Origin of the sequence: Pseudomonas sp. BBP2017, assembly GCF_003024385.1 — a bacterium.
Lineage (GTDB): Bacteria > Pseudomonadota > Gammaproteobacteria > Pseudomonadales > Pseudomonadaceae > Aquipseudomonas.
In genome coordinates this window covers 24,277-50,051 of the sequence record NZ_PVZN01000003.1, presented here as the reverse complement: position 1 = coordinate 50,051, position 25,775 = coordinate 24,277, and the positions used below count along the sequence as shown (strand labels likewise).

Annotated in this window: 29 protein-coding genes; 16 read left to right on the top strand and 13 right to left on the bottom strand. The window is 59.7% G+C overall.

Features of this window, described 5'->3' with window-relative positions; genetic code table 11:
- Positions 1 to 11: 11 nt before the first annotated feature.
- Positions 12 to 1,373: a TldD/PmbA family protein gene (locus C6382_RS05720; RefSeq protein WP_107023571.1), complete on the top strand. Its 1,362-nt coding sequence runs from the start codon at positions 12 to 14 to the stop codon at positions 1,371 to 1,373.
- A 488-nt stretch (positions 1,374 to 1,861) separates the two neighbouring features.
- On the opposite strand, the gene C6382_RS05705 is transcribed toward C6382_RS05720, so the two are convergent.
- From C6382_RS05705 to C6382_RS05660, 10 genes are all read right to left on the bottom strand, one after another.
- Positions 1,862 to 2,134: an HPr family phosphocarrier protein gene (locus C6382_RS05705; RefSeq protein ID WP_107023570.1), complete on the bottom strand. Its 273-nt coding sequence runs from the start codon at positions 2,132 to 2,134 to the stop codon at positions 1,862 to 1,864.
- A 20-nt stretch (positions 2,135 to 2,154) separates the two neighbouring features.
- On the bottom strand, positions 2,155 to 3,009 hold the full coding sequence (rapZ, locus tag C6382_RS05700; RefSeq protein ID WP_107023569.1) for an RNase adapter RapZ: 855 nt from the start codon (positions 3,007 to 3,009) through the stop codon (positions 2,155 to 2,157).
- 2 nt (positions 3,010 to 3,011) lie between these two features.
- Complete coding sequence (ptsN, locus tag C6382_RS05695) at positions 3,012 to 3,476, bottom strand: PTS IIA-like nitrogen regulatory protein PtsN (protein WP_107023568.1); 465 nt, start codon at positions 3,474 to 3,476, stop codon at positions 3,012 to 3,014.
- Between the two features lie 11 nt (positions 3,477 to 3,487).
- Positions 3,488 to 3,796, bottom strand: coding sequence for a ribosome hibernation-promoting factor, HPF/YfiA family (gene hpf, locus C6382_RS05690; RefSeq protein WP_028942831.1), 309 nt, complete (start codon positions 3,794 to 3,796; stop codon positions 3,488 to 3,490).
- Positions 3,797 to 3,873: 77 nt separating this feature from the next.
- A complete protein-coding gene (locus C6382_RS05685) occupies positions 3,874 to 5,367 on the bottom strand; it encodes an RNA polymerase factor sigma-54 (RefSeq protein ID WP_107023567.1) in 1,494 nt (497 codons plus the stop codon).
- Positions 5,368 to 5,546: 179 nt separating this feature from the next.
- Entirely contained in the window at positions 5,547 to 6,272 is a 726-nt protein-coding gene (gene lptB, locus C6382_RS05680) for an LPS export ABC transporter ATP-binding protein (protein WP_107023566.1), read from the bottom strand.
- Positions 6,273 to 6,800 carry a lipopolysaccharide transport periplasmic protein LptA gene (lptA, locus tag C6382_RS05675; RefSeq protein WP_107023565.1) on the bottom strand — a complete coding sequence of 176 codons (528 nt, stop codon included), beginning with the start codon at positions 6,798 to 6,800 and terminating at the stop codon, positions 6,273 to 6,275.
- On the bottom strand, positions 6,787 to 7,359 hold the full coding sequence (lptC, locus tag C6382_RS05670; protein ID WP_107023564.1) for an LPS export ABC transporter periplasmic protein LptC: 573 nt from the start codon (positions 7,357 to 7,359) through the stop codon (positions 6,787 to 6,789). The genes lptA and lptC overlap by 14 nt, the downstream gene beginning before the upstream one ends.
- A gap of 8 nt (positions 7,360 to 7,367) precedes the next feature.
- Positions 7,368 to 7,892, bottom strand: coding sequence for an HAD family hydrolase (locus tag C6382_RS05665; protein ID WP_107023563.1), 525 nt, complete (start codon positions 7,890 to 7,892; stop codon positions 7,368 to 7,370).
- Positions 7,893 to 8,867 (bottom strand): KpsF/GutQ family sugar-phosphate isomerase, encoded by a 975-nt coding sequence (locus C6382_RS05660; RefSeq protein ID WP_107023562.1) that lies wholly within the window; start codon positions 8,865 to 8,867, stop codon positions 7,893 to 7,895.
- A 245-nt stretch (positions 8,868 to 9,112) separates the two neighbouring features.
- On the opposite strand from C6382_RS05660, the gene C6382_RS05655 reads away from it, so the two are divergent.
- The 14 genes from C6382_RS05655 to C6382_RS05590 all read left to right on the top strand — a co-directional run bounded on the left by C6382_RS05655 (position 9,113) and on the right by C6382_RS05590 (position 20,025).
- Complete coding sequence (locus C6382_RS05655) at positions 9,113 to 9,922, top strand: ATP-binding cassette domain-containing protein (RefSeq protein ID WP_038614373.1); 810 nt, start codon at positions 9,113 to 9,115, stop codon at positions 9,920 to 9,922.
- Positions 9,922 to 10,719, top strand: coding sequence for a lipid asymmetry maintenance ABC transporter permease subunit MlaE (mlaE, locus tag C6382_RS05650; protein ID WP_107023561.1), 798 nt, complete (start codon positions 9,922 to 9,924; stop codon positions 10,717 to 10,719). Before C6382_RS05655 ends, mlaE begins: the two co-directional genes overlap by 1 nt.
- Positions 10,719 to 11,186: an outer membrane lipid asymmetry maintenance protein MlaD gene (gene mlaD, locus C6382_RS05645; protein ID WP_107023560.1), complete on the top strand. Its 468-nt coding sequence runs from the start codon at positions 10,719 to 10,721 to the stop codon at positions 11,184 to 11,186. Before mlaE ends, mlaD begins: the two co-directional genes overlap by 1 nt.
- A gap of 9 nt (positions 11,187 to 11,195) precedes the next feature.
- A complete protein-coding gene (locus C6382_RS05640; protein WP_107023559.1) occupies positions 11,196 to 11,834 on the top strand; it encodes a phospholipid-binding protein MlaC in 639 nt (212 codons plus the stop codon).
- The gene (locus C6382_RS05635) at positions 11,831 to 12,136 is read left to right on the top strand and encodes a lipid asymmetry maintenance protein MlaB (protein ID WP_107023558.1); all 306 of its coding nucleotides are present in this window, start codon (positions 11,831 to 11,833) and stop codon (positions 12,134 to 12,136) included. Before C6382_RS05640 ends, C6382_RS05635 begins: the two co-directional genes overlap by 4 nt.
- Before the next feature lie 115 nt (positions 12,137 to 12,251).
- Positions 12,252 to 12,491, top strand: a complete 240-nt coding sequence (locus tag C6382_RS05630; RefSeq protein WP_107023557.1) for a BolA family protein — start codon at positions 12,252 to 12,254, stop codon at positions 12,489 to 12,491.
- A 24-nt stretch (positions 12,492 to 12,515) separates the two neighbouring features.
- Positions 12,516 to 13,781 carry a UDP-N-acetylglucosamine 1-carboxyvinyltransferase gene (murA, locus tag C6382_RS05625; protein WP_107023556.1) on the top strand — a complete coding sequence of 422 codons (1,266 nt, stop codon included), beginning with the start codon at positions 12,516 to 12,518 and terminating at the stop codon, positions 13,779 to 13,781.
- Positions 13,782 to 13,888: 107 nt separating this feature from the next.
- Positions 13,889 to 14,524, top strand: coding sequence for an ATP phosphoribosyltransferase (hisG, locus tag C6382_RS05620; protein ID WP_038996931.1), 636 nt, complete (start codon positions 13,889 to 13,891; stop codon positions 14,522 to 14,524).
- Positions 14,525 to 14,650: 126 nt separating this feature from the next.
- Positions 14,651 to 15,976, top strand: coding sequence for a histidinol dehydrogenase (gene hisD, locus C6382_RS05615; protein WP_107023555.1), 1,326 nt, complete (start codon positions 14,651 to 14,653; stop codon positions 15,974 to 15,976).
- 2 nt (positions 15,977 to 15,978) lie between these two features.
- The gene (gene hisC, locus C6382_RS05610; RefSeq protein WP_107023554.1) at positions 15,979 to 17,025 is read left to right on the top strand and encodes a histidinol-phosphate transaminase; all 1,047 of its coding nucleotides are present in this window, start codon (positions 15,979 to 15,981) and stop codon (positions 17,023 to 17,025) included.
- Between the two features lie 145 nt (positions 17,026 to 17,170).
- Positions 17,171 to 17,821 carry a FadR/GntR family transcriptional regulator gene (locus C6382_RS05605; protein ID WP_107023553.1) on the top strand — a complete coding sequence of 217 codons (651 nt, stop codon included), beginning with the start codon at positions 17,171 to 17,173 and terminating at the stop codon, positions 17,819 to 17,821.
- 15 nt (positions 17,822 to 17,836) lie between these two features.
- The gene (locus C6382_RS05600; protein ID WP_107023552.1) at positions 17,837 to 19,120 is read left to right on the top strand and encodes an MFS transporter; all 1,284 of its coding nucleotides are present in this window, start codon (positions 17,837 to 17,839) and stop codon (positions 19,118 to 19,120) included.
- A gap of 93 nt (positions 19,121 to 19,213) precedes the next feature.
- Positions 19,214 to 19,684 carry a nuclear transport factor 2 family protein gene (locus C6382_RS05595; RefSeq protein ID WP_107023551.1) on the top strand — a complete coding sequence of 157 codons (471 nt, stop codon included), beginning with the start codon at positions 19,214 to 19,216 and terminating at the stop codon, positions 19,682 to 19,684.
- Between the two features lie 41 nt (positions 19,685 to 19,725).
- Positions 19,726 to 20,025, top strand: a complete 300-nt coding sequence (locus C6382_RS05590) for a GIY-YIG nuclease family protein (RefSeq protein ID WP_107023550.1) — start codon at positions 19,726 to 19,728, stop codon at positions 20,023 to 20,025.
- Here C6382_RS05590 and yejK read toward each other — a convergent pair.
- The gene (yejK, locus tag C6382_RS05585; RefSeq protein WP_107023549.1) at positions 20,006 to 21,013 is read right to left on the bottom strand and encodes a nucleoid-associated protein YejK; all 1,008 of its coding nucleotides are present in this window, start codon (positions 21,011 to 21,013) and stop codon (positions 20,006 to 20,008) included. The two genes, C6382_RS05590 and yejK, sit on opposite strands and share 20 nt — an antisense overlap.
- Positions 21,014 to 21,422: 409 nt before the next feature.
- Between yejK and C6382_RS05580 the strand changes: the two genes are divergently transcribed.
- On the top strand, positions 21,423 to 21,704 hold the full coding sequence (locus tag C6382_RS05580) for an HU family DNA-binding protein (protein WP_009398256.1): 282 nt from the start codon (positions 21,423 to 21,425) through the stop codon (positions 21,702 to 21,704).
- 53 nt (positions 21,705 to 21,757) lie between these two features.
- On the opposite strand, the gene rlmF is transcribed toward C6382_RS05580, so the two are convergent.
- Positions 21,758 to 22,720, bottom strand: a complete 963-nt coding sequence (gene rlmF / locus C6382_RS05575) for a 23S rRNA (adenine(1618)-N(6))-methyltransferase RlmF (RefSeq protein WP_107023548.1) — start codon at positions 22,718 to 22,720, stop codon at positions 21,758 to 21,760.
- Between the two features lie 98 nt (positions 22,721 to 22,818).
- Positions 22,819 to 25,665, bottom strand: coding sequence for a valine--tRNA ligase (locus C6382_RS05570; protein ID WP_107023547.1), 2,847 nt, complete (start codon positions 25,663 to 25,665; stop codon positions 22,819 to 22,821).
- Positions 25,666 to 25,775 lie beyond the last annotated feature (110 nt).

Sequence of the window (25,775 nt, the reverse complement as noted above, 5' to 3'; positions counted from 1 at the left end):
AAGGAGTCACCATGAACACATCACTCGAGCATGTCGCTGTAGGTCCCAAAGATCTGGCGACGCTTACACAACATGTCGAAGAAACTCTCGATGCTTCCCATGCGCAAGGGGTTGCCATTGAGGTATTGGCTTTGCGTAGCATGCGGGTCTCTCACCAGGTTAGCGGTGAGAGCGTTGATTCGGATGTTCCAGAACCCGGTCATTACCTCTATCTCGCCGTTTACGAGGATCAATGCAAGGGTGAGATTCAGGTGGCGCTCGATGAGGCCTTCAACCCACACGAGGCGGTCGCTCAAGCATTGGCAATTGCTCGACTGGCAAATCCTGACGCTCATCAGGGGCCTGCCGATGCCGATTCGCTGGCTGCGCAATACCCGGATCTCGACCTTTACCATGAATGCCCGCTGTCTCAGGAATCACTGAAGGAGCTGGTTCGAATATGTGACGCTACGGGGCTGCAAACCGACGAACGGATTGTCGGCTCTCGAGGCAGCATGCTCAACCTGGTGTCCCAGGCGCAGGTTTTCGGTAATAGCCATGGGTTTCTGGGGGGCTACGCCTTCACCACGTATCAGCTTTCATCTTACATGCGTGGCGCATACGCTGGGGTCCAGCGTACCGCTGGAGAGTCTGTGGTCGGGCGCAGTCTGGCTGACATCGGCGAGCCCGGAGAAATAGGTAGTCTCGCTGCGCGTCGGGTAATCGACTATCTGGGTAGCAACACCTTGCAGGTGGATCGTTGCGCGATGGTGTTTTCGCCCCGAACGAGTGTCTGGCTGCTCGGGGCGTTCATCGACGCTATCGGCGGCGAGGCAATCAGTCAGGGCCGTTCGGTGCTCGCCGGAACACTTGGGACACAGTTGTTTCCCCGCGCAGTGTCCATTCAGGAGTTCCCTCATCAGGTCCGGGGGATTGGAAGCGTTCCTTTTGACCTTGAAGGCTGTGCGGTCGCTGCCCGAACCTTTGTCGAGCAGGGGCGTTTACAGTCATATGCGCTGGATGCCACTTCAGCCCGTCGGCTGGGAATGAGCAATACAGGGAACGCGTCGATACCGTTCGAGCAGGCACGTAATCTGTCTTTTGTGCCAGGCCAATCCAGTCAGTCAGAGTTGTTGGCGCAAATGGGGAGCGGGGTACTTGTGAGCGAGGTGCTTCCCCCCGAGGTTGACCTGCAGAGCGGCGCTTTCAGTATGAAAGCTATTGGCTTGTGGGTCGAAAACGGGGAAATACAATACCCTTTGAACCCCTTTGTTATTACTGCCGACTTGAAGGAGATTTTTGGAAAAATTCAGGCAATTGGCAACGATCTTGAAGAGAAAGCACGGATAAAAGGCCTTTCTGTTTTAGTCGATGCCTTGACAATCAGACATTGATACGTGCGGGTGAATGAGCTCATTAGGTTCCATTCAGTAGCCTCGATTGGATTGTTTCTAACTATCATCTGATAATAAATATTATTATCAGGCGATGCAGGATCAACGCCTGACGCCAGCGCTGCGCGAAGCAGCGCTGGCGTCATAGCGGTAAGACCTACACGGTGTTACTCAATTTCATCAGTGAGTACGGCCAGTACCCACGAACCGAACGCTTGCTCCACAGCCATGGTCTGCAAATGGCAGTACTTGCCGGTCAGGAAAGTACCGAGTCTTCTGCACATCAATACGCAATCCATTGAGAATGCCTTCTACAGCGTGATCGACTGGTCCGAGGTAGAGCGCCGTTATGCAGCCGCCCTGGTGTGAGTCGTACCGGTATGCATACGGATGTGATGTCCAACAGCGGCGTGCGTTTGTTCCGCCTGGCACAGAGTACCCTGTTGCTGCTGTTCGGCGCTTTCTGTCCTGAGCGGGAAGCGGGGCGGCTACTCGCCCTCGTCAAAGTAGTTGTTGATCAGCTCGATCAACGCTTCCAGGGCTTCGTCCTGTTGCTCGCCTTCAGTATGCAGATGTACCTGAGTGCCTTTGCCCGCTGCGAGCATCATCACGGCCATGATGCTTTTGCCGTCGATCAGTTTGTCTGGCGCGCGACCTACACGCACGCTGCAAGGGAAGCGTCCGGCCACGCCGACAAACTTTGCCGCAGCCCGGGCGTGTAGCCCCAGCTTATTGATGATGGTGATTTCACGAGCGGGCATCGCGGCGGTAGTCCTGTGGGCTAGAGGTCGCGGTGGCGAACCTGGACATTCTTCAGGGATTGCTGCAGCAACTGGCCCAGGCGTTCGGTGAGATAAACCGAACGGTGGTGTCCACCGGTACAGCCAATGGCAATAGTGACATAAGCGCGGTTGCTGGCGGCAAAGCGCGGCAACCATTTGAGCAGGTAGCTGGAGATGTCCTGGAACATTTCTTCGACGTCAGGCTGGGCTGCCAGGTAATCGATGACCGGCTGCTCCAGGCCGGAGTGTTCGCGCAGCTCTGGCTTCCAGTAAGGATTGGGCAGGCAGCGCACATCGAACACCAGGTCGGCGTCCACCGGCATGCCGCGCTTGAAACCGAAGGACTCGACCAGGAACGCGGTACCGGGTTCCGGTTGGTTGAGCAGGCGCAGCTTGATCGAATCACGCAACTGGTAGAGGTTCAGGTTGGTGGTGTCAATCTTCAGGTCGGCTAGGTCGGCGATGGGACCGAGCAGGTCGGTCTCGACCTTGATCGCTTCGGCCAACGAGCGATTGGCGTTGGTCAGCGGGTGGCGTCTGCGGGTTTCCGAGAATCGCTTGAGCAGGGTTTCTTCATCGGCATCCAGATATAACACGTCACACTGAATATGCCGGTTACGGGTATCTTCAAGCAGTTCGGGGAAGCGTGTCAGATGGCTGGGCAGGTTGCGCGCATCGATGGATACTGCCACTTTGGGCTGCATCAGCTCGGTGTTGACCAGGGCATTTTCCGCCAACTGCGGTAGCAGCCCGGCAGGCAGGTTATCGATGCAGTAGTAGCCGTTGTCCTCCAGGACTGCGAGGGCGGTGCTCTTGCCGGAGCCGGATCGGCCACTGACGATAATCAGGCGCATGTTCAGGACTCGTTCTGTACGTCCAGTACGACCTGGTACAAGGCTTCACTGCTACCGGCGGCACGCAACTTTTCACGCACTTCCTTACGGTCGAGCATGCTGGCAATTTGGCGCAACAGCTCAAGGTGCGCATCAGTGGCCGCTTCGGGAACCAGCAGGACAAACAGCAGATCGACCGGGGCGCCATCAATGGCGTCATAGTCAATCGGTGCATCCAGGTGTATCAGGGCGCTGATGGGGGATGAGCAGCCTTTCAGGCGGCAGTGTGGAATGGCAATGCCATTACCAAAACCGGTCGACCCGAGTTTCTCCCGGGCAAACAGGCTTTCAAAAACGTCTTGCATCTCCAAGTCCGGAACTTCCCGGTCGATCAGGGTAGCGATTTCCTGGAGTACGCGCTTTTTACTGCCTCCCGGCACGTTCACCAGGGAACGGCCGGGGGTCAGGATGGTTTCAAGTCGGATCATGGATGAGGGGATCAGCGGGCCGCTGCACCTTGCAGCAGGCTTTGCTGTTTTTCCTTGTGTTTTTTCAGTTGACGATCGAGCTTGTCGGTCAAGGCATCGATCGCTGCATACATGTCTGTGTGTTCGGCATTTGCAACCACTTCGCCGCCGGGAATGAACAGCGTTGCTTCAATTTTTTGCTGCAGCTTCTCGACCTTCATGATTACCGTCACATTGGTAATCTTGTCGAAGTGCCCCTCCAGACGTTTGAGTTTTTGCTCGACGTATTCGCGCAGCGGCTGGGTGACTTCTACATGCTGTCCACTGATATTGACTTGCATACAGCTTCTCCTTTATTGCCCGTGCATAAGAGGCAGGTATTGCGCCTGCCACTGAACTGCTATGGCTATCTCAGGGGCTACATCAGTCGCTTACGCTCACTCGACGGTGCAATGCCGAGGGACTCGCGGTACTTGGCGACGGTGCGACGGGCTACCTGAATGCCTTGTGCCTCCAGTAAACCAGCGATCTTGCTGTCACTCAATGGCTTTTTCTGATTTTCCGCTGCAACCAGTTTTTTGATGATTGCGCGAATCGCTGTGGACGAGCATTCACCGCCTTCGGAGGTGCTGACATGGCTGGAGAAAAAGTACTTCAGCTCGTAAATGCCGCGCGGAGTATGCATGTATTTCTGCGTCGTGACCCGGGAAATGGTCGACTCGTGCATGCCCACCGCTTCGGCGATGTCGTGCAATACCAGTGGCTTCATTGCTTCGTCGCCGTGATCAAGGAAACCGCGCTGGTGCTCGACAATCTGGGTGGCGACTTTCATCAGGGTTTCGTTGCGGCTCTGCAGGCTCTTGATGAACCAGCGGGCTTCCTGCAACTGGTTGCGCATGAAGGTGTTGTCGGCGCTGGTGTCGGCACGGCGGACGAATCCGGCGTATTGCGGATTGACCCGCAGGCGCGGCACGGCTTCCTGGTTGAGCTCGACCAGCCAGCGCTCGTTGTCCTTGCGCACGATCACGTCGGGGACCACGTATTCGGCTTCGCTGGACTCGATCTGCGAGCCAGGGCGCGGGTTGAGGCTCTGGACCAGCTCGATGACCTGACGCAGTTCGTCTTCCTTGAGCTTCATCCGCCGCATCAACTGGCTGTAGTCACGGCTGCCGAGCAGGTCGATGTAATCGCGGACCAGGCGCTGGGCTTCGGCCATCCAGGGGGTATTGGCGGGCAGTTGACGCAGCTGCAACAGCAGGCACTCGCTGAGGTTGCGGGCGCCGATGCCGGCCGGTTCGAATTGCTGGATGCGGTGCAGGACGGCTTCGACTTCGTCGAGCTCGATGTCCAGCTCCGGGTCGAAGGACTCGCAGACCTCTTCGAGGGTTTCGTCGAGGTAGCCCTGGTTGTTGATGCAGTCGATCAGGGTGACCGCGATCAGCCGGTCGGTGTCGGACATCGGCGCCAGATTCAACTGCCAGAGCAGATGGCTTTGCAGGCTTTCGCCAGCCGAAGTGCGGGTGGTGAAGTCCCACTCGTCATCGTCGTTGCTTGGCAGGCTGCTGGCGCTGGTCTGGTAGATGTCTTCCCAGGCCGTATCGACCGGTAGCTCGTTGGGGATGCGCTCGTTCCATTCGCCGTCTTCCAGGCTGTCCACGGTCGGCGTGGTTTCCTGGAAGCTGGTCTCCTGGGCTTCGGCGACCGGCTTGCTTTCGGCGTTGTCCGCCATCGGGTCGCTGTTGTCGAAGTCTTCGCCTTCTTCCTGGCGTTCGAGCATCGGGTTCGATTCCAGCGCTTCCTGGATTTCCTGCTGGAGGTCCAGGGTAGAAAGCTGGAGCAGACGGATAGCCTGTTGCAACTGCGGGGTCATCGTCAGTTGCTGGCCCATTCTTAGGACGAGCGATGGTTTCATGGCAGGGGCTTAACACCTTTTTCGCCGGCGCACATGCGCCATCCACTACAAGGGCACCGAAGCGCCAACTTTAAGCAAATTATATGCCTGAAATTGGAGCGTTTGCCTAGGGTGCTGTAACAATTTAGCCGGATTTCACCGGTACAGCGGCCCATGGCAAGCGCTTTGTCGCCTCGAACTTACAAGCGGAACTCGTGGCCCAAGTACACCTCTTTGACCATGTCGTTGGCCAGGATTGTCTCTGCATCGCCTTCGGCGATCAGTTGGCCATCGTTGACGATGTAAGCGGTTTCGCAGATATCCAGGGTCTCACGGACGTTGTGGTCGGTGATCAGTACACCGATGCCCTTGGCCTTGAGGTGATGGATGATCTGCTTGATATCGCCGACCGAAATCGGGTCGACACCGGCAAAGGGTTCGTCGAGCAGGATGAATTTCGGTGCGGTGGCCAGGGCGCGAGCGATCTCCACGCGGCGGCGTTCGCCACCGGACAGGCTCATGCCGAGGTTGTCGCGAATGTGGCTGATGTGAAATTCCTGCAGCAGGCTTTCCAGTTCCTTGCGACGTCCGGCGCTGTCGAGGTCCTTGCGGGTCTCGAGGATCGCCATGATGTTGTCGGCAACCGAAAGCTTGCGAAAGATCGAGGCTTCCTGGGGCAGGTAACCAATACCGGCACGGGCACGGCCGTGCATCGGCTGGTGGCTGACATCCAGGTCGTCGATCAGGACGCGGCCCTGGTCGGCCTGGACCAGGCCGACGATCATGTAGAAGCAGGTGGTCTTGCCGGCGCCGTTCGGGCCGAGCAGGCCGACGATCTGGCCGCTGTCGATAGACAGGCTGACGTCGCGGACCACTTGTCGGCTTTTGTAGCTCTTGGCCAGGTGCTGGGCTTTGAGGGTCGCCATTTACTCGGCCTTCTTCTTCGGCTGGATCACCATGTCGATCCGTGGGCGAGGCGTTGACACTGATCCGCCACGACCGGCAGTCGCAACCTGGGATTGGGTGTTGTAAACGATCTTCTCGCCTTCAGTGGTGTTGCCATCGCTGGTTTCCACCTTGGCCTGATCCGTCAACACCACCAGGTTGTTTTGCGACTGGTACTGGATCTGCTTGCCGTAACCTTTCATCTTGTCCGGTTTGTCTGCGCTTTGCTGCTGCTCGAAATAGGCAAGGTTGCCGACCGATGTCACGACGTCGACATCGCCATTGGCGGCACGAGTGATGGTCACGGTGTTGCCTTTGATCATCATCGAACCCTGGGTGATGATGACGTCGCCGGTGTAGGTGGCGACCCCTTTCTTGTCATCCAGGTGCGCGTTGTCAGCCTGAATGCGGATAGGCTGGTCACGGTCGTTCGGCAGGGCCCAGGCGCTCGCGCTTCCCAGTGCTGCGCTCAGGCTGAGCAAAAAGGGGAGGGTTTTAACGAGCCTCATACTGTCCTCTTACGTTGGACAGCAGGTCCATCCTGCCGTCTTTCAAATACGCTTTCATTCCATTGCCCGTAGTGACGCCACCGGCGCCGTCGATTTTAACGGCTTGTTCGGTTTGCGCATATTGCTTCTGCGGGAATACCGTCATGCGGCTGGTAGTAATGATCATGGTGCGGTTCTTTTCATCGGTGCGGGCAACCCGTACCGAGTCAATCAACTCCACTTCGGAGCCATCCGGGTTGACCTCGCCCTTGTCGCTCTGCACATGCCAAGGGTAGGTGGTGCCGCGGTACAGCTGCAGGTCCGGCTTGGTCAGCAGGGTCACTTCGCTGACCTTGAGGTGTTCGACCTTGTCGGCGGTCATTTCGTACTGCATCTTGCCATCTGGCAGGAACTGTACGCTGTGGGCATTGGTGGCGTAATAGTCGATAGCGTTGTTGTCGACGCTGACCACCGGCTTGTCGAGGAAACTCTCGGGGCCGATGTTCCAGTAGCCGACCGCCACCAGCAAGGCGGCGATCACACTGTACAGCGCAAAGGTGCGGATTTTTTTACTGAACATGTGTCGCTCTACAGATAATGGGCATTGGCCGCGTCGAGATTGCCCTGGGCTTGCAGGATCAACTCGCAGAATTCGCGGGCTGCGCCTTCACCGCCACGGGCCTTGGTGATCCCGTGGGCGTGTTCGCGGACAAAGGCTGCGGCATTGGCCACCGCCATGCCCAGGCCGACGCGACGGATCACCGGCAGGTCAGGCAGGTCGTCACCAAGATAGGCAACCTGCTCATAGCTTAGGTTGAGTTGGCTGAGTAGGTCGTCCAATACCACCAATTTATCTTCGCGCCCCTGGTACAGGTGGGGGATGCCGAGGTTCTTGGCCCGGCGTTCGACCACCGGGGTCTTGCGCCCGCTGATGATTGCCGTGGTCACACCTGAGGCCATGAGCATCTTGATGCCCTGGCCGTCGAGGGTGTTGAAGGTCTTGAATTCGCTGCCATCTTCGAGGAAGTACAAGCGGCCGTCGGTCAGTACGCCGTCGACGTCGAATACTGCCAGCTTGATCGCCTGGCCACGCTGGAGCAGGTCCTGGCTCATTTACATCACTCCCGCACGCAACAGGTCGTGCATGTTCAGGGCGCCAACCGGGCGCTCGTCCTTGTCGATCACTACCAGGGCGCTGATCTTGTGGTCTTCCATGATTTTCAGGGCTTCGGCGGCGAGCATTTCGGCGCGGGCGGTCTTGCCGTGAGCGGTCATGACCTCTTCGATCAGGGTGGTGTGTACATCAATGTTGCGATCCAGGCTGCGGCGCAAGTCACCGTCGGTGAAGATCCCGGCCAACCGTCCGTCGGCTTCAAGTACCACGGTCATGCCCAAACCTTTGCGAGACATTTCGAGGAGCGCGTCCTTGAGCAGGGTTCCGCGCTGTACCTGCGGCAGTTCTTCTCCAGCGTGCATGACGTTCTCGACTTTCAACAGCAGGCGGCGGCCGAGGGCGCCACCGGGATGCGAGAAAGCGAAATCTTCAGCAGTAAAGCCACGTGCTTCGAGCAAGGCAATGGCCAGGGCGTCACCCAAGACCAGTGCGGCGGTGGTCGACGAGGTTGGTGCCAGGTTCAGTGGGCAGGCTTCCTGGGCAACGCGGGCATCAAGGTTGACTTCGGCGGCCTTGGCCAGCGGCGAATCCGGGTTGCCGGTCAGGCTTACCAGCTGGATGCCCAGGCGTTTGATCAATGGCAGCAGGGTGACGATCTCGGCGGTCGAACCGGAGTTGGACAGGGCGAGGATGACATCGTCACGGGTGATCATGCCCATGTCACCATGGCTGGCTTCGGCCGGATGAACGAAGAATGCCGGCGTGCCGGTGCTGGCCAGGGTCGCGGCGATTTTATTACCGATATGCCCGGACTTGCCCATGCCGACCACCACCACGCGGCCCTTGCTGGCCAGGATCAGCTCGCACGCCTTGACGAAATCGGCGTCGATGTGGGCTAGCAAGCCCTCAACCGCCTCGAGTTCGAAACGGATGGTGCGTTGCGCGGATTGGATCAGGTCGCTGGATTGGCTCATGTCGAAAATCGGATTGCCTGATGAAAAGGCGGCGATTATAGCGGTAATGCGCAAAACCCTCACCTTGTGATTGTCATACGCTCGCTCGCCAACCTTAACCCAGGCTGAACAAGCGCTGCTACGGCCTTGGGGCGCCGCTATCAGCGATGATATAGTTCGCCGCCTGTTCGGCCCGCTCAGGGCGTGCGTGCCTCCATGAAGGAGGCGCGCGTCTGAGTGAGAAGGCTGCATCGCAAGGAGTCTAGATGAGCGTTGATAACGCCTACGCGGTCGAGTTGAAGGGAGTGTCCTTCAAGCGCGGTTCGCGCAGCATCTTCAATAATGTCGATATACGCATTCCCCGCGGCAAGGTCACCGGCATCATGGGGCCTTCCGGGTGCGGCAAGACCACACTGTTGCGTCTGATGGGGGCACAGCTGCGTCCGGCCAGCGGCGAAGTCTGGGTCGCCGGGCAGAACCTGCCGACACTGTCGCGCAGCGATCTGTTCGATGCGCGCAAGCAGATGGGCGTGTTGTTCCAGAGTGGCGCACTGTTCACCGATCTGGACGTGTTCGAGAACGTGGCATTTCCGCTGCGGGTGCATACCCAGCTGTCCGACGAAATGATCCGTGACATTGTTTTGATGAAACTGCAGGCCGTCGGCCTGCGCGGTGCCATCGAACTGATGCCTGACGAGCTGTCCGGGGGCATGAAACGTCGCGTGGCGCTGGCACGGGCCATCGCCCTGGACCCACAGATTCTCATGTACGACGAGCCTTTCGTCGGTCAGGATCCTATCGCCATGGGCGTTCTGGTGCGGCTGATCCGCCTGCTCAACGATGCCTTGGGCATCACTAGCATCGTGGTCTCCCATGACCTGGCCGAAACCGCCAGTATTGCCGACTACATCTATGTGGTTGGCGACGGCCAGGTGCTCGGTCAGGGCACGCCGGACGAGCTGATGGGCTCCGATAACCCGCGCATTCGTCAATTCATGAAAGGCGACCCGGACGGACCGGTGCCCTTCCACTTTCCTGCGCCGGATTACCGCGCCGATCTTCTGGGGAAGCGTTGATGCGCAGAAAATCCTTGCTCGAACGTATTCGTCGTTTTGGCCGTTCGGCCATCGACGTGCTGGCCGTGCTCGGTCGCTCGTTCCTGTTCCTGCTGCACTCGCTGGTCGGGCGCAGCGGTACCGGCGGCGGCTTTCAGTTGCTGGTCAAACAGCTGTATTCGGTCGGTGTGCTGTCGCTGGCGATCATTGTCGTCTCCGGCGTGTTCATCGGCATGGTCCTGGCCCTGCAGGGTTTTAGCATCCTGACCAAATACGGCTCGGAACAGGCGGTCGGACAGATGGTTGCCCTGACCTTGCTGCGTGAACTGGGGCCGGTGGTCACTGCGTTGCTGTTCGCCGGGCGTGCCGGTTCCGCGCTGACCGCCGAAATTGGCAACATGAAGTCTACCGAGCAGTTGTCCAGTCTGGAAATGATCGGTGTCGACCCACTCAAATATATCGTTGCACCACGGCTGTGGGCCGGTTTCATCTCGCTGCCGATGCTGGCGCTGATTTTCAGCGTGGTTGGCATCTGGGGTGGGTCCTGGGTGGCGGTGGACTGGCTGGGCGTCTATGAAGGCTCGTTCTGGGCGAACATGCAGAATAGCGTGTCGTTCACCGAGGATGTGCTCAATGGCGTGATCAAGAGCCTGGTTTTTGCCTTTGTTGTTACCTGGATTGCCGTATTCCAAGGCTATGACTGCGAGCCCACTTCAGAGGGGATCAGCCGTGCCACTACCAAGACCGTGGTCTATGCCTCATTGGCAGTCCTGGGTCTGGACTTTATTCTGACCGCCTTGATGTTTGGAGATTTCTGATGCAAAACCGCACCCTGGAAATCGGTGTCGGCCTGTTCCTTCTGGCCGGGATCCTGGCGCTGATCCTGCTGGCCCTGCGTGTCAGCGGCCTGTCGGCGAGCCCGAGCAGCGATACCTATAAAATTTACGCGTACTTCGACAATATCGCCGGTTTGACGGTCAGAGCTAAAGTGACCATGGCCGGTGTGACCATCGGCAAGGTCACGGCCATCGATCTGGACCGTGACACCTATACCGGTAGAGTGACGCTGCAGCTGGAAAAACGCGTAGACAACCTGCCTACCGACTCCACTGCATCTATCCTCACCGCTGGGTTGCTCGGCGAGAAGTACATCGGTATCAGCGTGGGCGGAGAAGAGGCGATGCTCAAGGATGGTGCAACCATCCACGACACTCAGTCGGCGCTGGTGCTGGAAGATCTGATTGGCAAGTTCCTGCTCAATACCGTTGGCAAAGAAGCTAAATAAGGAGTTTTCATGATGTCTATCCTGCGACGCGGCTTGCTGGTACTGCTGGCGGCGCTGCCGTTGATGGCTGGCGCAGCTGCCCAGTCCCCCAAAGAGGTGATTCAGGGCACGACCAACCAGTTGCTGGCCGACCTGAAGGCCAACAAAGAGCAATACAAGGCCAACCCGAGTGCGTTCTATGATGCCCTGAACGCCAATCTGGGGCCGGTGGTCGATGCTGATGGCATCTCCAGAAGCATCATGACCGTCAAGTACTCGCGCAAAGCGACCCCGGAGCAGATGCAGCGCTTCCAGGAGAACTTCAAGCGCAGCCTGATGCAGTTCTATGGCAACGCTTTGCTTGAGTACAACAACCAGGGCATCACTGTCGGCGCAGAGAGAAAGGACGGTGATGACCGCGCCAGCGTCGACATGACAGTCAAAGGCAACAACGGCGCTATCTATCCGGTGCAGTACACCATGACCAGGCTGGGCGGCGAATGGAAAGTACGTAACGTCATTGTCAACGGCATCAACATCGGCAAGCTGTTCCGTGACCAGTTCGCTGACGCCATGAACCGCAACGGCAACGACCTCGACAAGACCATCAATGGTTGGGCCGGTGAAGTGGCCAAGGCCAAGGAAGTCGCCGAGAAGCAAGAACAATGAGTGATAGCGCCGTGACCATGAGCGAGCCAGGCGTGTTGAGCCTGGCCGGGGTGCTGGATTACCGCAGCGGGCCCGTCTTGCGCAAGGAAGGTAAAGCCTTGATCACGGCGTGCAAGGCCGCCGCTCTGGTGCTCGATTGCTCGCAGGTGGAGAAATCCAGCAGCGTCGGCTTGTCCTTGTTGCTGGCATTCATGCGCGATGGCGAGGCGGCCGGCAAGGCTGTCGAGGTTCGCGCAATGCCTCAGGATATGCGTGAAATCGCCGAGGTTTATGACCTCGACGGGGTGCTGGTCGGTCAATGACCGCCAGCCAGCGACTGGCCCCTCTGTCAGAGTCTCCGTTTACGGGGTTCGCAGGCGAGGGGCTTTTTTGTATGATGGCCGACCCGCGCGCACAGGGCGCCGATTGAGGTTGAGCATGCAGGCCGTAGAAGTTAAGAACTTCCTTGAAGAAAAGTTGCCGGGAACCCGGGTCGAAGTTGAAGGCGAAGGCTGCAACTTCCAGTTGAACGTGGTCAGTGACGAGTTGGCGGCCCTGAGCCCGGTCAAGCGTCAGCAGCAGATCTATGCTCATCTTAATCCGTGGATCACCGATGGCAGCATCCATGCGGTAACCATGAAATTTTTCAGCAGCGCAGCCTGGGCTGAGCGCAACTGAGCCTAAATTGGCGGTGAGACACAAATGGACAAACTGATTATTACTGGCGGCGTTCGTCTTGATGGCGAGATCCGCATTTCCGGTGCCAAGAACGCGGCCCTGCCGATTCTTGCCGGTACCCTGCTTTGCGATGGTCCGGTCACGGTCGGCAACTTGCCGCACCTGCACGACATCACCACCATGATCGAGCTGTTCGGACGCATGGGCATCGAGCCTGTGATCGACGAGAAGCTCGCGGTAGAGATCGATCCGCGCACGATCAAGACATTGGTCGCGCCGTACGAGCTGGTGAAAACCATGCGTGCCTCGATCCTGGTACTGGGTCCGATGGTTGCCCGCTTTGGCGAAGCCGAAGTGGCACTGCCTGGCGGTTGCGCCATTGGTTCGCGTCCGGTCGACCTGCACATCCGTGGCCTTGAAGCCATGGGCGCAAAAATCGAAGTCGAAGGTGGCTACATCAAAGCCAAGGCGCCTGAAGGCGGCCTGCGCGGTGCGCACTTCTTCTTCGACACCGTCAGTGTGACCGGTACCGAGAACATCATGATGGCCGCTGCCCTGGCCAAGGGCCGCAGCGTGCTGCAGAACGCCGCGCGTGAGCCGGAAGTGGTCGATCTGGCCAACTTCCTCAACGCCATGGGCGCCAAGGTCCAGGGCGCCGGCACCGACACCATCACCATCGATGGCGTCGAGCGCCTGGGTTCTGCGACCTACCGGGTCATGCCGGACCGTATCGAAACCGGTACCTACCTGGTCGCCGCTGCTGTTACAGGTGGCCGGGTCAAGGTCAAGGACACCGATCCGACCATCCTCGAAGCCGTCCTTGAAAAACTCAAGGAAGCTGGCGCCGAAATCACCACCGGTGAAGACTGGATCGAGCTGGACATGCATGGCAAGCGGCCAAAAGCCGTCAACCTGCGCACCGCTCCGTACCCGGCATTCCCGACCGACATGCAGGCGCAGTTCATCTCGCTCAATGCCATTGCCGAAGGCACGGGTGCGGTGATCGAGACGATCTTCGAAAACCGTTTCATGCACGTGTACGAAATGCACCGCATGGGCGCGCTGATCCAGGTCGAAGGCAACACCGCTATCGTCACCGGCACCAAAACCCTCAAGGGCGCGCCAGTCATGGCTACCGACCTGCGGGCTTCGGCAAGTCTGGTGCTGTCGGCCCTGGTGGCCGAAGGCGACACCTTGATCGACCGCATTTACCACATCGACCGTGGTTATGAGTGCATCGAAGAGAAACTGCAGATGCTCGGCGCCAAGATCCGTCGCGTACCGGGCTAGTCTGTGACCGGCGCAGGGACGCGCCAGCCAATTGCTGCACCGAATCGAATGCGGTCGGGCCACATCAGGCCCGGCCGGCTGTAGCCGCATAAGGACCGACGTTTCCCATGTTGACCATCGCGCTATCCAAAGGTCGGATTCTCGACGATACCCTGCCGCTGCTGGCGGAAGCCGGTATCGTGCCGACCGAGAACCCGGACAAGAGCCGCAAACTGATCATCCCGACGACTCAGGAAGACGTGCGTCTGCTGATCGTGCGCGCCACTGACGTGCCGACCTATGTCGAGCATGGTGCCGCCGACCTGGGTGTGGCTGGCAAGGACGTGCTGATGGAGTACGGTGGCCAGGGCCTGTATGAGCCGCTGGACCTGCAGATTGCCCAGTGCAAGCTGATGACCGCCGGCAAGGTCGGCGCTGCCGAGCCCAAGGGCCGTCTGCGTATCGCCACCAAGTTCGTCAACGTCGCCAAACGTTACTATGCCGAACAAGGCCGTCAGGTCGATATCATCAAGTTGTACGGTTCGATGGAGCTGGCGCCGCTGATCGGCCTGGCCGACAAGATCATCGATGTCGTCGACACCGGCAATACCCTGCGTGCCAATGGCCTGGAACCCCAGGAACTGATTGCCACCATCAGCTCCCGGCTGGTGGTCAACAAGGCTTCGATGAAGATGCAGCATGCGCGCATCCAGAGCCTGATTGACACCCTGCGTCAGGCTGTCGAATCGCGACACCGCGGCTGACTTCTGCGCGCGACCTTCGCTGTCGCGCCCGTCTATCCGCGTCATAGCCAATTTTCTCGGGTGCCCGCGCGGATGGACTGGTAGCTTAGGGTGCCTGAGCATTCGCCATTTATTGAGGCCCTCGCTATGACCACGTCCACTGCAATTGCCCGACTCAATGCCGCTGACCCGGATTTCGCCCGACATCTGGATCATCTGTTGAGCTGGGAAAGTGTCTCTGACGATGCGGTCAACCAGCGTGTGCTCGACATCATCAAAGCCGTGCGTGAGCGCGGTGATGCGGCGCTGGTGGAGTTCACCCAGCGTTTCGATGGCGTTGAAGCCAAGTCAATCGATGATCTGATCCTCGATCGTGAGCGCCTGGAGCTGGCTCTGACCCGTATCACCGCCGCCCAGCGCGAAGCCCTGGAAAAGGCCGCCAGCCGCGTGCGCAGCTATCACGAGCGGCAGAAGCAGGATTCCTGGAGCTACACCGAAGCTGACGGTACCGTGCTGGGTCAGAAAGTCACCCCGCTGGATCGTGCTGGCCTGTATGTGCCGGGCGGTAAAGCGTCTTATCCTTCGTCGGTGCTGATGAACGCGATTCCGGCCAAGGTTGCCGGTGTCGGGGAAGTGGTGATGGTAGTGCCAACCCCGCGCGGTGAGGTCAACGAACTGGTGCTTGCGGCCGCCTGCATTGCCGGTGTTGACCGCGTGTTCACCATCGGTGGCGCCCAGGCGGTAGCGGCGCTGGCCTATGGCACCGAGAGCGTACCGCAAGTCGACAAGGTGGTCGGCCCCGGCAACATCTACGTTGCCACGGCCAAGCGCCACGTGTTCGGCCAGGTCGGTATCGACATGATTGCCGGTCCTTCGGAAATCCTCGTGGTCTGTGACGGTCAGACCGATCCGGACTGGATTGCCATGGACCTGTTCTCCCAGGCCGAGCACGATGAAGATGCCCAGGCGATACTGGTCAGCCCGGATGCAGCGTTCCTCGACAAGGTGGCTGCCAGCATCGATAAGCTGCTGCCGACCATGGAGCGTGCCGAGATCATCAAGACCTCGATCAATGGCCGTGGTGCGCTGATCCAGGTGCGTGACATGCAGCAAGCCATGGAGGTCGCCAACCGAATCGCGCCTGAACACCTGGAACTGTCGGTGGCTGATCCACAGGCCTGGCTGCCGCAGATTCGCCATGCCGGCGCGATCTTCATGGGCCGCCACACCAGTGAAGCCTTGGGCGACTACTGCGCAGGCCCGAACCACGTGTTGCCGACCTCCGGTACCGCGCGCTTCTCTTCGCCGCTGGGGGTATATGACTTCCAGAAACGTTCGTCGATCATCTTCTGCTCCGAGCAGGGCGCATCGGAACTGGGCCACACTGCCTCGATCCTGGCCCGTGGCGAATCGCTGACCGCCCACGCCCGTAGCGCCGAATACCGCATTGTTGCCGACAACAAGGGGAACTGAGCATGAGTAAATTCTGGAGCCCCTTCGTCAAGGACCTGGTGCCTTACGTTCCGGGTGAGCAACCGAAGCTGGCCAGGCTGGTCAAGCTCAACACCAACGAGAACCCCTATGGCCCGTCGCCCAAGGTGTTGGAGGCCATGCGCGGCGAGTTGAATGACAATCTGCGCCTGTACCCGGATCCCAACAGTGACCTGCTCAAGCAGGCAGTGGCAGAGTATTACGGGGTCAAGGGCAATCAGGTGTTCCTCGGCAACGGTTCGGATGAAGTGCTGGCGCACATCTTCCATGGCTTGTTCCAGCACGGCGCACCGCTGCTGTTTCCGGATATCAGCTACAGCTTCTATCCGGTGTATTGCGGCCTGTATGGCATTCCTTACGAGACGCTGGCGCTGGATGAACAGTTCCAGATTCGTGTCGGGGATTACGCCAGGCCCAATGGCGGGATCATTTTCCCCAACCCCAATGCCCCGACGGGTTGCCTGTTGGCGCTGGACGCCATCGAACAACTGCTCAAGGCCAACCCGCAGTCGGTGGTGGTGGTCGATGAAGCCTATATCGACTTCGGTGGGCAGACGGCGATCAGCCTGGTCGATCGCTATGACAACCTGCTGGTTACCCAGACGCTGTCCAAGTCGCGTTCGCTGGCAGGCTTGCGTGTGGGGTTGGCGGTCGGTCACCCAGACCTGATCGAAGCGCTGGAGCGGATCAAGAACAGCTTCAACTCCTATCCACTCGATCGCATGGCGATCGTGGGTGCGGCGGCGGCGTTTGCGGATCGTGCCTACTTCGACGAGACCTGCCGCAAGGTCATCGACAGTCGCGAGAAGCTGGTGGCTGAACTCACGGCGCGTGGCTTCGAAGTACTGCCTTCGGCAGCCAACTTCATCTTTGCCTGTCATCCGCAGCAGGATGCCGGCGAACTGGCGGCCAAACTGCGTGAGCAAGGGGTGATCGTGCGTCACTTCAAGCAGGCGCGGATTGCCCAGTTCTTGCGCATCACCATTGGTACGCCGGAGATGAATCAGGCGTTGCTTGATGCGTTGAACTGATATCACGTAGTCCTGATCGCGGGGCAAGCCCGCTCCCACAGTCATGAAGCCTGTGTGGGAGCGGGCTTGCCCCGCGATTGCTTTTACACAATTGAGAAGGTTATTCTCTCTTCCTAATTCATCCGATGATTGGATGTAAGCGCAAATGACCTTGCTAATCAAACGTTCTCTGGTCGAACAGGCCGTCGATCAATTGCGTCAGCGCATTGCCAGCGGCGCCTGGGCAGTGGGACAGCGCCTGCCAACCGAGCCGGAGATGGCCGCGGAACTGGGTATCAGCCGTAATACCGTGCGCGAAGCCATGCGTGTGCTGGCCTTCAGTGGCCTGGTCGAGGTCCGCCAGGGCGACGGTAGTTACCTACGGACTGCGGCCGATCCTTTGCCGGCGGTCCAGGCGTTGTCGCGCTGTAACCTGGAACAGGCACGGGAAACGCGACATATCCTCGAGGCCGAGGCAATCGGCCTGGCAGCGTTACGTCGCACCGACGAGGACCTGCAAGGCCTGCGTGAAGCACTCGCCCATAGCAGCGAGTATTTTCACGCTGACCTGGAGCGTTATGTCAGCTGCGATCTGATCTTCCACCAACGCCTGGTGGATGCCGCGCACAACCCGGCATTGAGCGAGTTGTACCGCTATTTCTCCGGGGTAGTGGCCGCCACCGTGCACCACAACCTGAGCCATGCGCCGCGCTGCCAGTCGGTCTTCGATCTGCATGGACAGATTCTCGACGCTATCGAACAACGCGATTCGGACAAGGCCAAGGCCTTGAGTCGGACCCTGATCAACGAATCCTGACCTTGCGAGGCTGCCATGGCGCATGACGCTGCTCGAAACACCCAGCCGGCCAATGGGCCGGAGCTGGAAGAACTGCTGATCGACGCTGAAGTCGACGACGAACAGGTGCAACAACAGCCGGTGCTGCTCACTCGCCCTTGGTTGTTGCTGCTTGGCCTGGTGCTGGTGGCGCTGAACTTGCGCCCGGCGCTGTCGAGCATGGCGCCGCTGCTCAGCCAGGTCTCCGATAGCCTTGGCCTGACCGCCTCTCAGGCCGGTTTGCTGACGACTCTGCCGGTGCTTTGCCTGGGGCTGTTTGCGCCCTTGGCGCCGATTCTGGCGCGGCGCTTTGGCAGCGAGCGGGTGATACTCGGCATTCTCCTGACCCTGGCTGCCGGCATCGCCGTGCGTAGTGCTTTCGGCAGCACGGGTGTGTTTGTTGGCAGCCTCATGGCCGGGGCCAGCATTGGTGTGATCGGGGTCTTGCTGCCGGGTATCGTAAAGCGCGACTTCCCTAAGCATGCCGGTACGTTGACCGGGGTCTATACCATGGCGCTGTGTCTGGGTGCGGCCATGGCTGCCGGAGCCACGGTGCCGCTGAGCGAGCACTTGGGCGACAGCTGGTCGCTGGGCCTTGGCTTCTGGCTGATACCAGCCTTGCTGGCAGCACTGATCTGGTTGCCGCAAGCACGGCAGGGCCACGGTGCGCATCATGTGGCTTATCGGGTGCGCGGCCTGCTGCGCGATCCACTGGCCTGGCAGGTAACCCTGTACATGGGGCTGCAGTCGTCGCTGGCTTACATCGTTTTCGGTTGGTTGCCGTCGATTCTCATCGGTCGTGGGCTGTCCCCGACCCAGGCGGGCCTGGTGTTGTCGGGTTCGGTGATGGTGCAGTTGATCAGCTCGCTCAGCGCGCCGTGGCTGGCCACGCGTGGCAAGGATCAGCGTCTGGCCATTGTCGTGGTCATGCTTCTGGTGTTGGCCGGCCTGTTCGGCTGCCTGTACGCGCCGCTCGACGGTCTGTGGGGCTGGGCGATCGTGCTCGGGCTGGGGCAGGGCGGCAGCTTTGCCCTGGCCCTGACCTTGATCGTGCTGCGCTCCAAAGATGCTCATGTGGCCGCCAACCTGTCGAGCATGGCTCAGGGCGTCGGCTACACCCTGGCATCCATGGGGCCGTTTGCGGTGGGACTGGTGCATGACCTGACCGGTGGCTGGAATGCTGTCGGCTGGATTTTTGCGGTGTTGGGTGTCAGCGCCATCGGTTTTGGGTTGAAGGCCGGGCGCAATATGCACGTGCAGGTGGTGAGCGAGCGGGTTTGAAACCTTCGGTATTCACCTGGTAAATGCCCATAGCTTTTTGCCACATGAGCGGACTATCGTGCGGGTCTATTCCATCGGAACCGGACCCGCCTAATGAGCGATGCCAACAGTGCCTTGATCACTCGCTTCTACCAGGCTTTCCAACGCCTGGATGCCGAAGCAATGATTGCCTGCTACAGCGATGACATCATCTTCAGCGACCAGGCCTTCGGCACCTTGCGCGGCAAGGATGCGGGCGACATGTGGCGAATGCTCACTACCCGTGCCAAGGGCTTTTCCCTGACATTCGACAGCGTGAGTGCCGACGAGCGTCGCGGTGCTGCCCACTGGGTCGCTACCTACCTGTTCAGCCAGACCGGGCGCAGCGTGGTCAACGACATCCAGGCGCGCTTTGTTTTTCGCGACGGTAAGATCTGTGAGCACCACGACAGCTTCGACTTGTGGCGTTGGTCGCGGCAGGCGCTGGGCACCACCGGCCTGCTGCTGGGCTGGACGCCGATGCTCCAGGGCAAGGTTCGCCAGCAGGCGTTGAAAGGTTTGCGCGCGTTTCAGGGCGGGCGTTGAACGGGTAAGCTGTAGGCTTTGCCGTTCAATAGTCAGAACTTGTGACCAAAGCCGCCGTCGATACTCCTGCAAAACCCTGGTATGTCTACCTGGTGCGTGCCGCCAATGGCTCGTTGTACTGCGGTATCAGTGATGATCCGCAACGGCGTTTCATCGCCCACCAGAAGGGTCAGGGGGCACGCTACTTCAGTACCAGTCCGGCAGTGGCACTGGTCTACGTCGAGGTCTGGCCGGACAAGGCCGAGGCGCTGCGTCAGGAGCGCTTGGTGAAGAGGCTGCGCAAAAGTGCCAAGGAGGCCCTGGTGGCCTCCTGGCAGGGCGTCAGTCCTTGCGACGCTTGAGCTGATCGGTCAGCTGCGTCGGCAGGCCTTTGATGATCAGCGTACCGGCCTCTTCGTCGTACTCGATCTTCGAGCCCAGCAGGTGTGCCTCGAAGCTGATCGACAGTCCTTCAGCGCGGCCTGTGAAGCGGCGGAACTGGTTCAGGGTGCGCTTGTCGGCAGGGATCTCCGGCGACAGGCCGTAGTCCTTGTTGCGGATGTGTTCGTAAAAGGCCCGTGGACGGTCCTCGTCGATCAGCCCTGAAAGCTCTTCCAGGGTCACCGGCTCGCCGGCCTTGGTCTGGCTGGTAGCGTAGTCGACCAGGGTCTGGGTTTTCTCGCGGGCAGCTTCTTCGGGCAGGTCCTCGCTCTCGACAAAATCACTGAATGCCTTGAGCAGAGTGCGGGTTTCGCCCGGGCCGTCGACGCCTTCCTGGCAGCCGATGAAGTCGCGGAAGTATTCCGAGACCTTCTTGCCGTTCTTGCCCTTGATGAACGAGATGTACTGTTTCGACGCCTTGTTGTTCTGCCACTCGGAGATATTGATACGAGCGGCCAGGTGCAGCTGGCCCAAGTCCAGGTGGCGGGATGGGGTGACGTCCAGTTCGGCGTTCACCGCCACGCCTTCGCTGTGATGCAGCAGGGCGATCGCCAGGTAGTCGGTCATGCCTTGCTGGTAGTGGGCGAACAGGACGTGACCACCGACCGACAGGTTGGACTCTTCCATCAGTTTTTGCAGGTGCTCGACGGCTACCCGGCTGAAGGCGGTGAAGGTGCTGCCGTCCTCCAGGTACTCTTTCAGCCAGCCGCTGAACGGGTGGGCGCCGGATTCGGCATGGAAAAAGCCCCAGGCTTTGCCTTGTTTGGCGTTGTAGCTGTCGTTGAGGTCGGCCAGGAGGTTTTCGATGGCGCTGGACTCGGCCAGCTCAGAGTCGCGTGCGTGCAGCACAGCGGGGCTGCCATCGGGTTTCTTGTCGATCAGGTGGACAATGCAATGACGGATCGGCATGGGATTCTCGGTTGAAAATGGGCGGTGCTGGCCGCGTTGCAAAGCTGCCAAGTGTACCTCAGCCCGGAGGTGATTCAGCGGCCAGATGTTGGCAGAAATGACGGTTGTTCGTTTTTTATTCAGTTTTTTGCGTTTTTTCGCGCAAAGCCCCGAAAAACCTGCACATTTAGCCGGTCAGCTGCGGATATTTATCCATTCCTGTGGTAGTTTTGCCCGGTCTTGCGCCCCGTGTGTGGCGCATTGCTGGCAGACCGCTCGCGTCACGTCGAACCAAACGTCGTTTTACGTATCTACATACGCGATTGACGTGGCTGTAACCCCGGACCGCCGGTTACCCCCGCAGGTCTGGCTCGATGACTGACGTAGCACTCTGCATACTCACTGAATTTGATAGGGAAGGAACACCACCATGGCATTGACCAAAGACCAACTGATCGCCGACATCGCCGAAGCTATCGACGCGCCGAAAACCACCGCGCGTAACGCTCTGGAGCAACTGGGCCAGATCGTTGCTGATCAACTGGAAAATGGCAGCGAAATCACTCTGCCGGGCATTGGCAAACTGAAAATCACCGAGCGTCCTGCCCGTACCGGCCGCAACCCTTCGACTGGCGCTGCCATCGAAATCGCTGCCAAGAAAGTCGTCAAGTTCGTACCAGCCAAAGTGCTGACCGACGCTGTAAACAAGTAATTGTAAACAGCTTCGAAAAAGCCGCGTCCGGGTTGCCCGGGCGCGGCTTTTTTTTATGCCTTGCTGCTGGCCCAGCGCAGTGCCCGCCAAGCCTGGCGGGCGTTGGTGTCCTGGAACGTCCAGGCGACCATACGGCTCTGTTTCTGTCCCTGTCCCATCTCGACGATACGCACATCCGCTGCACCCGCTTTCTTCAGCGCAGCCTGAATGCCGGGCAGGTTGGAGGCCTTGGACACCAGTGAGGTGAACCACAACACCTGCTGGCCGAGGGCAGCGCTTTCTGCCACCAACTGGCTGACGAAACGGATCTCACCGCCTTCGCACCAGAGTTCGTTGTTTTGTCCGCCAAAGTTCAGCACTGGCAATTTGCGCTTGGGATCGGCTTTGCCCAATGCTCGCCATTTGCGTTGGCTGCCGCGCGTGGCTTCCTCCCGTGAGGCATGGAAGGGTGGGTTGCACAGGGTCAGGTCGTAGCGCTCGTCGTCTTTGAGCAAACCCAGCAGGATATGTTTGCGGTTGGCTTGCTGGCGCAGGCTGATGGCTTTATCCAGGCCGTTGGCCTGGGCGATGGCTTTGGCTGCGGCCAGCGCTGTGGTGTCGATGTCGGTTCCGAGAAAGCGCCAGCGGTAATCACTGTGGCCCAGCAGCGGGTAGATGCAGTTGGCACCGACACCGATATCCATGGCGCGTACCTGGGCGCCGCGAGGAATCTCACCGTTGTTATCCAGGGCCAGCAGGTCGGCGGCTACGTGAATGTAGTCGGCGCGGCCAGGAATCGGCGGGCACAGGTAGTCTGTCGGGATATCCCAATGCTGGATGCCGTACTGGGCCTTGAGCAGGGCGCGGTTGAACACTCGGACGGCGTCGGGGTTGGCAAAGTCGATGCTCGGCTTGCCATGGGGGTTGGTGATCATGAACTGGCCCAGTTCGGGGCTGCTCTTGATCAGCTCGGGAAAGTTGTAGCGACCCTGGTGGCGGTTGCGCGGGTGCAGGGTCGGTTTGTCTGGTGTGGTCATGTTGATGTCCGCTGGAAAGCATCGCGGGTCAAGCCCGCTCCCACGGGCTCTGTGGGAGCGGGCTTGACCCGCGATGGTGTCGCTGAGATCAGCGCGTATTACAAGGCGGCAATCCGCGCATGCTGCTCGGTGAAGTTGGCCAGGGCCTGTTCGGCTTCGGCCAGCTTGGCGCGTTCCTTGTCGATCACCGCAGGCGGTGCCTTGTCGACGAAGGCGGCATTGGACAACTTGCCACCGACACGCTGGACTTCGCCTTGCAGACGCTGGATTTCCTTGTTCAGGCGCGCCAGTTCAGCGTCCTTGTCGATCAGGCCAGCCATCGGCACCAGCACTTGCAGGTCACCAACCAGCGCCGTAGCGCTCAGCGGTGCTTCGTCCTGCTCGCCGAGTACGGTGAAGGATTCGATCTTCGCCAGCTTCTTGAGCAGCGCTTCGTTTTCCTGCAGACGACGCTGGTCTTCGGCACTGGCGTTCTTGAGGAACAGTTGCAGCGGCTTGCCCGGGCCGATGTTCATCTCGCCGCGGATGTTACGCACGCCGAGCATCAGCTCCTTGAGCCACTCGATATCGCCTTCGGCAGCGGCATCGATGCGGCTTTCGTTGGCCACTGGCCACGGCTGCAGCATGATGGTCTTGCCTTCTGCACCGGCCAGCGGCGCCAGGCGCTGCCAGATTTCTTCGGTGATGAACGGCATGAACGGATGGGCCAGGCGCAGTGCCACTTCCAGCACGCGCACCAGGGTGCGACGGGTGCCGCGGGCACGTTCGACTGGCGCGTTCTCGTCCCACAGCACAGGCTTGGACAGCTCCAGGTACCAGTCGCAGTACTGGTTCCAGATGAACTCATAGAGCGCCTGGGCGGCCAGATCGAAGCGGAACTGCTCGAGTTGGCGGGTCACTTCGGCTTCGGTGCGTTGCAGCTGGGAGATGATCCAGCGGTCAGCCAGCGACAGCTCATAGGCTTCGCCGTTCTGGCCGCAGTCTTCGCCTTTGTCCAGCACGTAGCGGGCGGCGTTCCAGATCTTGTTGCAGAAGTTGCGATACCCTTCGACGCGGCCCATGTCGAACTTGATGTCGCGACCGGTGGACGCCAGCGAACAGAAGGTAAAGCGCAGGGCGTCGGTGCCGTAGCTGGCGATGCCTTCAGGGAACTCGGCCTTGGTCTGCTTGGCGATCTTGTCGGCAAGTTTGGGCTGCATCATGCCGCTGGTACGTTTCTCCAGCAGCTCGTCGAGGGTGATGCCGTCGACGATGTCCAGCGGGTCAAGGACATTGCCCTTGGACTTGGACATCTTCTGGCCCTGGCCGTCGCGGACCAGACCATGAACGTAGACCGTCTTGAACGGTACTTGCGGGGTACCATCCTCGTTCTTCACCAGGTGCATGGTCAGCATGATCATCCGGGCAACCCAGAAGAAAATGATGTCGAAACCGGTGACCAGCACGTCGGTGGAGTGGAAGGTCTTGAGGAATTCGGTCTGCTGCGGCCAGCCCAGGGTCGAGAAGGTCCACAGGCCCGAACTGAACCAGGTGTCGAGAACGTCGTTGTCCTGGTTAAGAACCACGTCGGCGCCGAGCTTGTGCTTGGTGCGGACTTCTTCTTCGCTGCGACCAACGTAGACTTTGCCGGACTCGTCGTACCAGGCTGGAATCCGGTGGCCCCACCACAGCTGACGACTGATGCACCAGTCCTGGATATCGCGCATCCAGGAGAAGTACATGTTTTCGTACTGCTTGGGCACGAACTGGATGCGGCCGTCCTCGACAGCGGCGATCGCAGGTTCGGCCAGCGGTTTGGTCGAAACGTACCACTGGTCGGTCAGCCACGGCTCGATGACGGTGCCGGAGCGGTCGCCTTTCGGCACTTTCAGGGCATGATCGTCGACACTGACCAGCAGGCCAGCGGCGTCGAAGTCGGCAACGATCTGCTTACGCGCAACAAAACGGTCGAGACCGGCGTATTGGGCGGGCAGGCTGGCGTCGATGCTTTCGTTGACGCTGCCGTCGAGGTTGAACACCTGGGCGGCTGGCAATACGAAGGCGTTTTTGTCGAAGATGTTCAGCAGCGGCAGGTTGTGACGCTTGCCCACCTCATAGTCGTTGAAATCGTGAGCCGGGGTGATCTTCACACAGCCGGTGCCGAATTCAGGGTCGCAGTAGTCGTCAGCGATGATCGGGATGCGGCGGCCAACCAATGGCAGCTCGACGAAACTGCCGATCAGCGCCTTGTAGCGCTCGTCTTCGGGGTTCACGGCCACGGCAGCGTCGCCGAGCATGGTTTCCGGACGGGTGGTGGCAACGATCAGGTAGTCTTTGCCGTCGGCGGTCTTGGCGCCGTCAGCCAGCGGGTAGCGCAGGTTCCACAGGTGACCTTTCTCGTCGTGGTTTTCCACTTCGAGGTCGGAGATTGCCGTGTGCAGCTTGGTGTCCCAGTTGACCAAGCGCTTGCCGCGGTAGATCAGGCCGTCTTCATGCAGGCGCACGAAGGCTTCTTTGACCGCTTCCGACAGGCCGTCGTCCATGGTGAAACGCTCGCGGCTCCAGTCGACCGAGGAGCCCAGACGGCGAATCTGACGGCTGATGTTGCCACCGGACTGGTCTTTCCATTCCCAGACTTTTTCCAGGAATTTCTCGCGACCCAGGTCGTGGCGATTCTGGCCTTTGGCTTCGAGCTGACGCTCGACCAGCATCTGCGTGGCGATACCAGCGTGGTCGGTTCCCGGCTGCCACAGGGTGTTGCGGCCCTGCATGCGGCGGAAACGGATCAGGGCATCCATGATCGCGTTATTGAAACCATGACCCATGTGCAGGCTGCCGGTGACGTTCGGCGGCGGAATCATGATGGTGTAGGAATCGCCCGCGCCTTGCGGAGCGAAATAATTCTCGGACTCCCAGGTGTTGTACCAGGAAGTTTCAATAGCGTGCGGCTGGTAGGTCTTATCCATGCGCGGCGGGACCCTATGGCATTTATTCAGGAAAGCCGAGCAGTATAACGGGGATAAGTGCCGGGGCGTAGCATGAGGTGATGGCAGGAGGTAAAAACATCGCGGGGCAA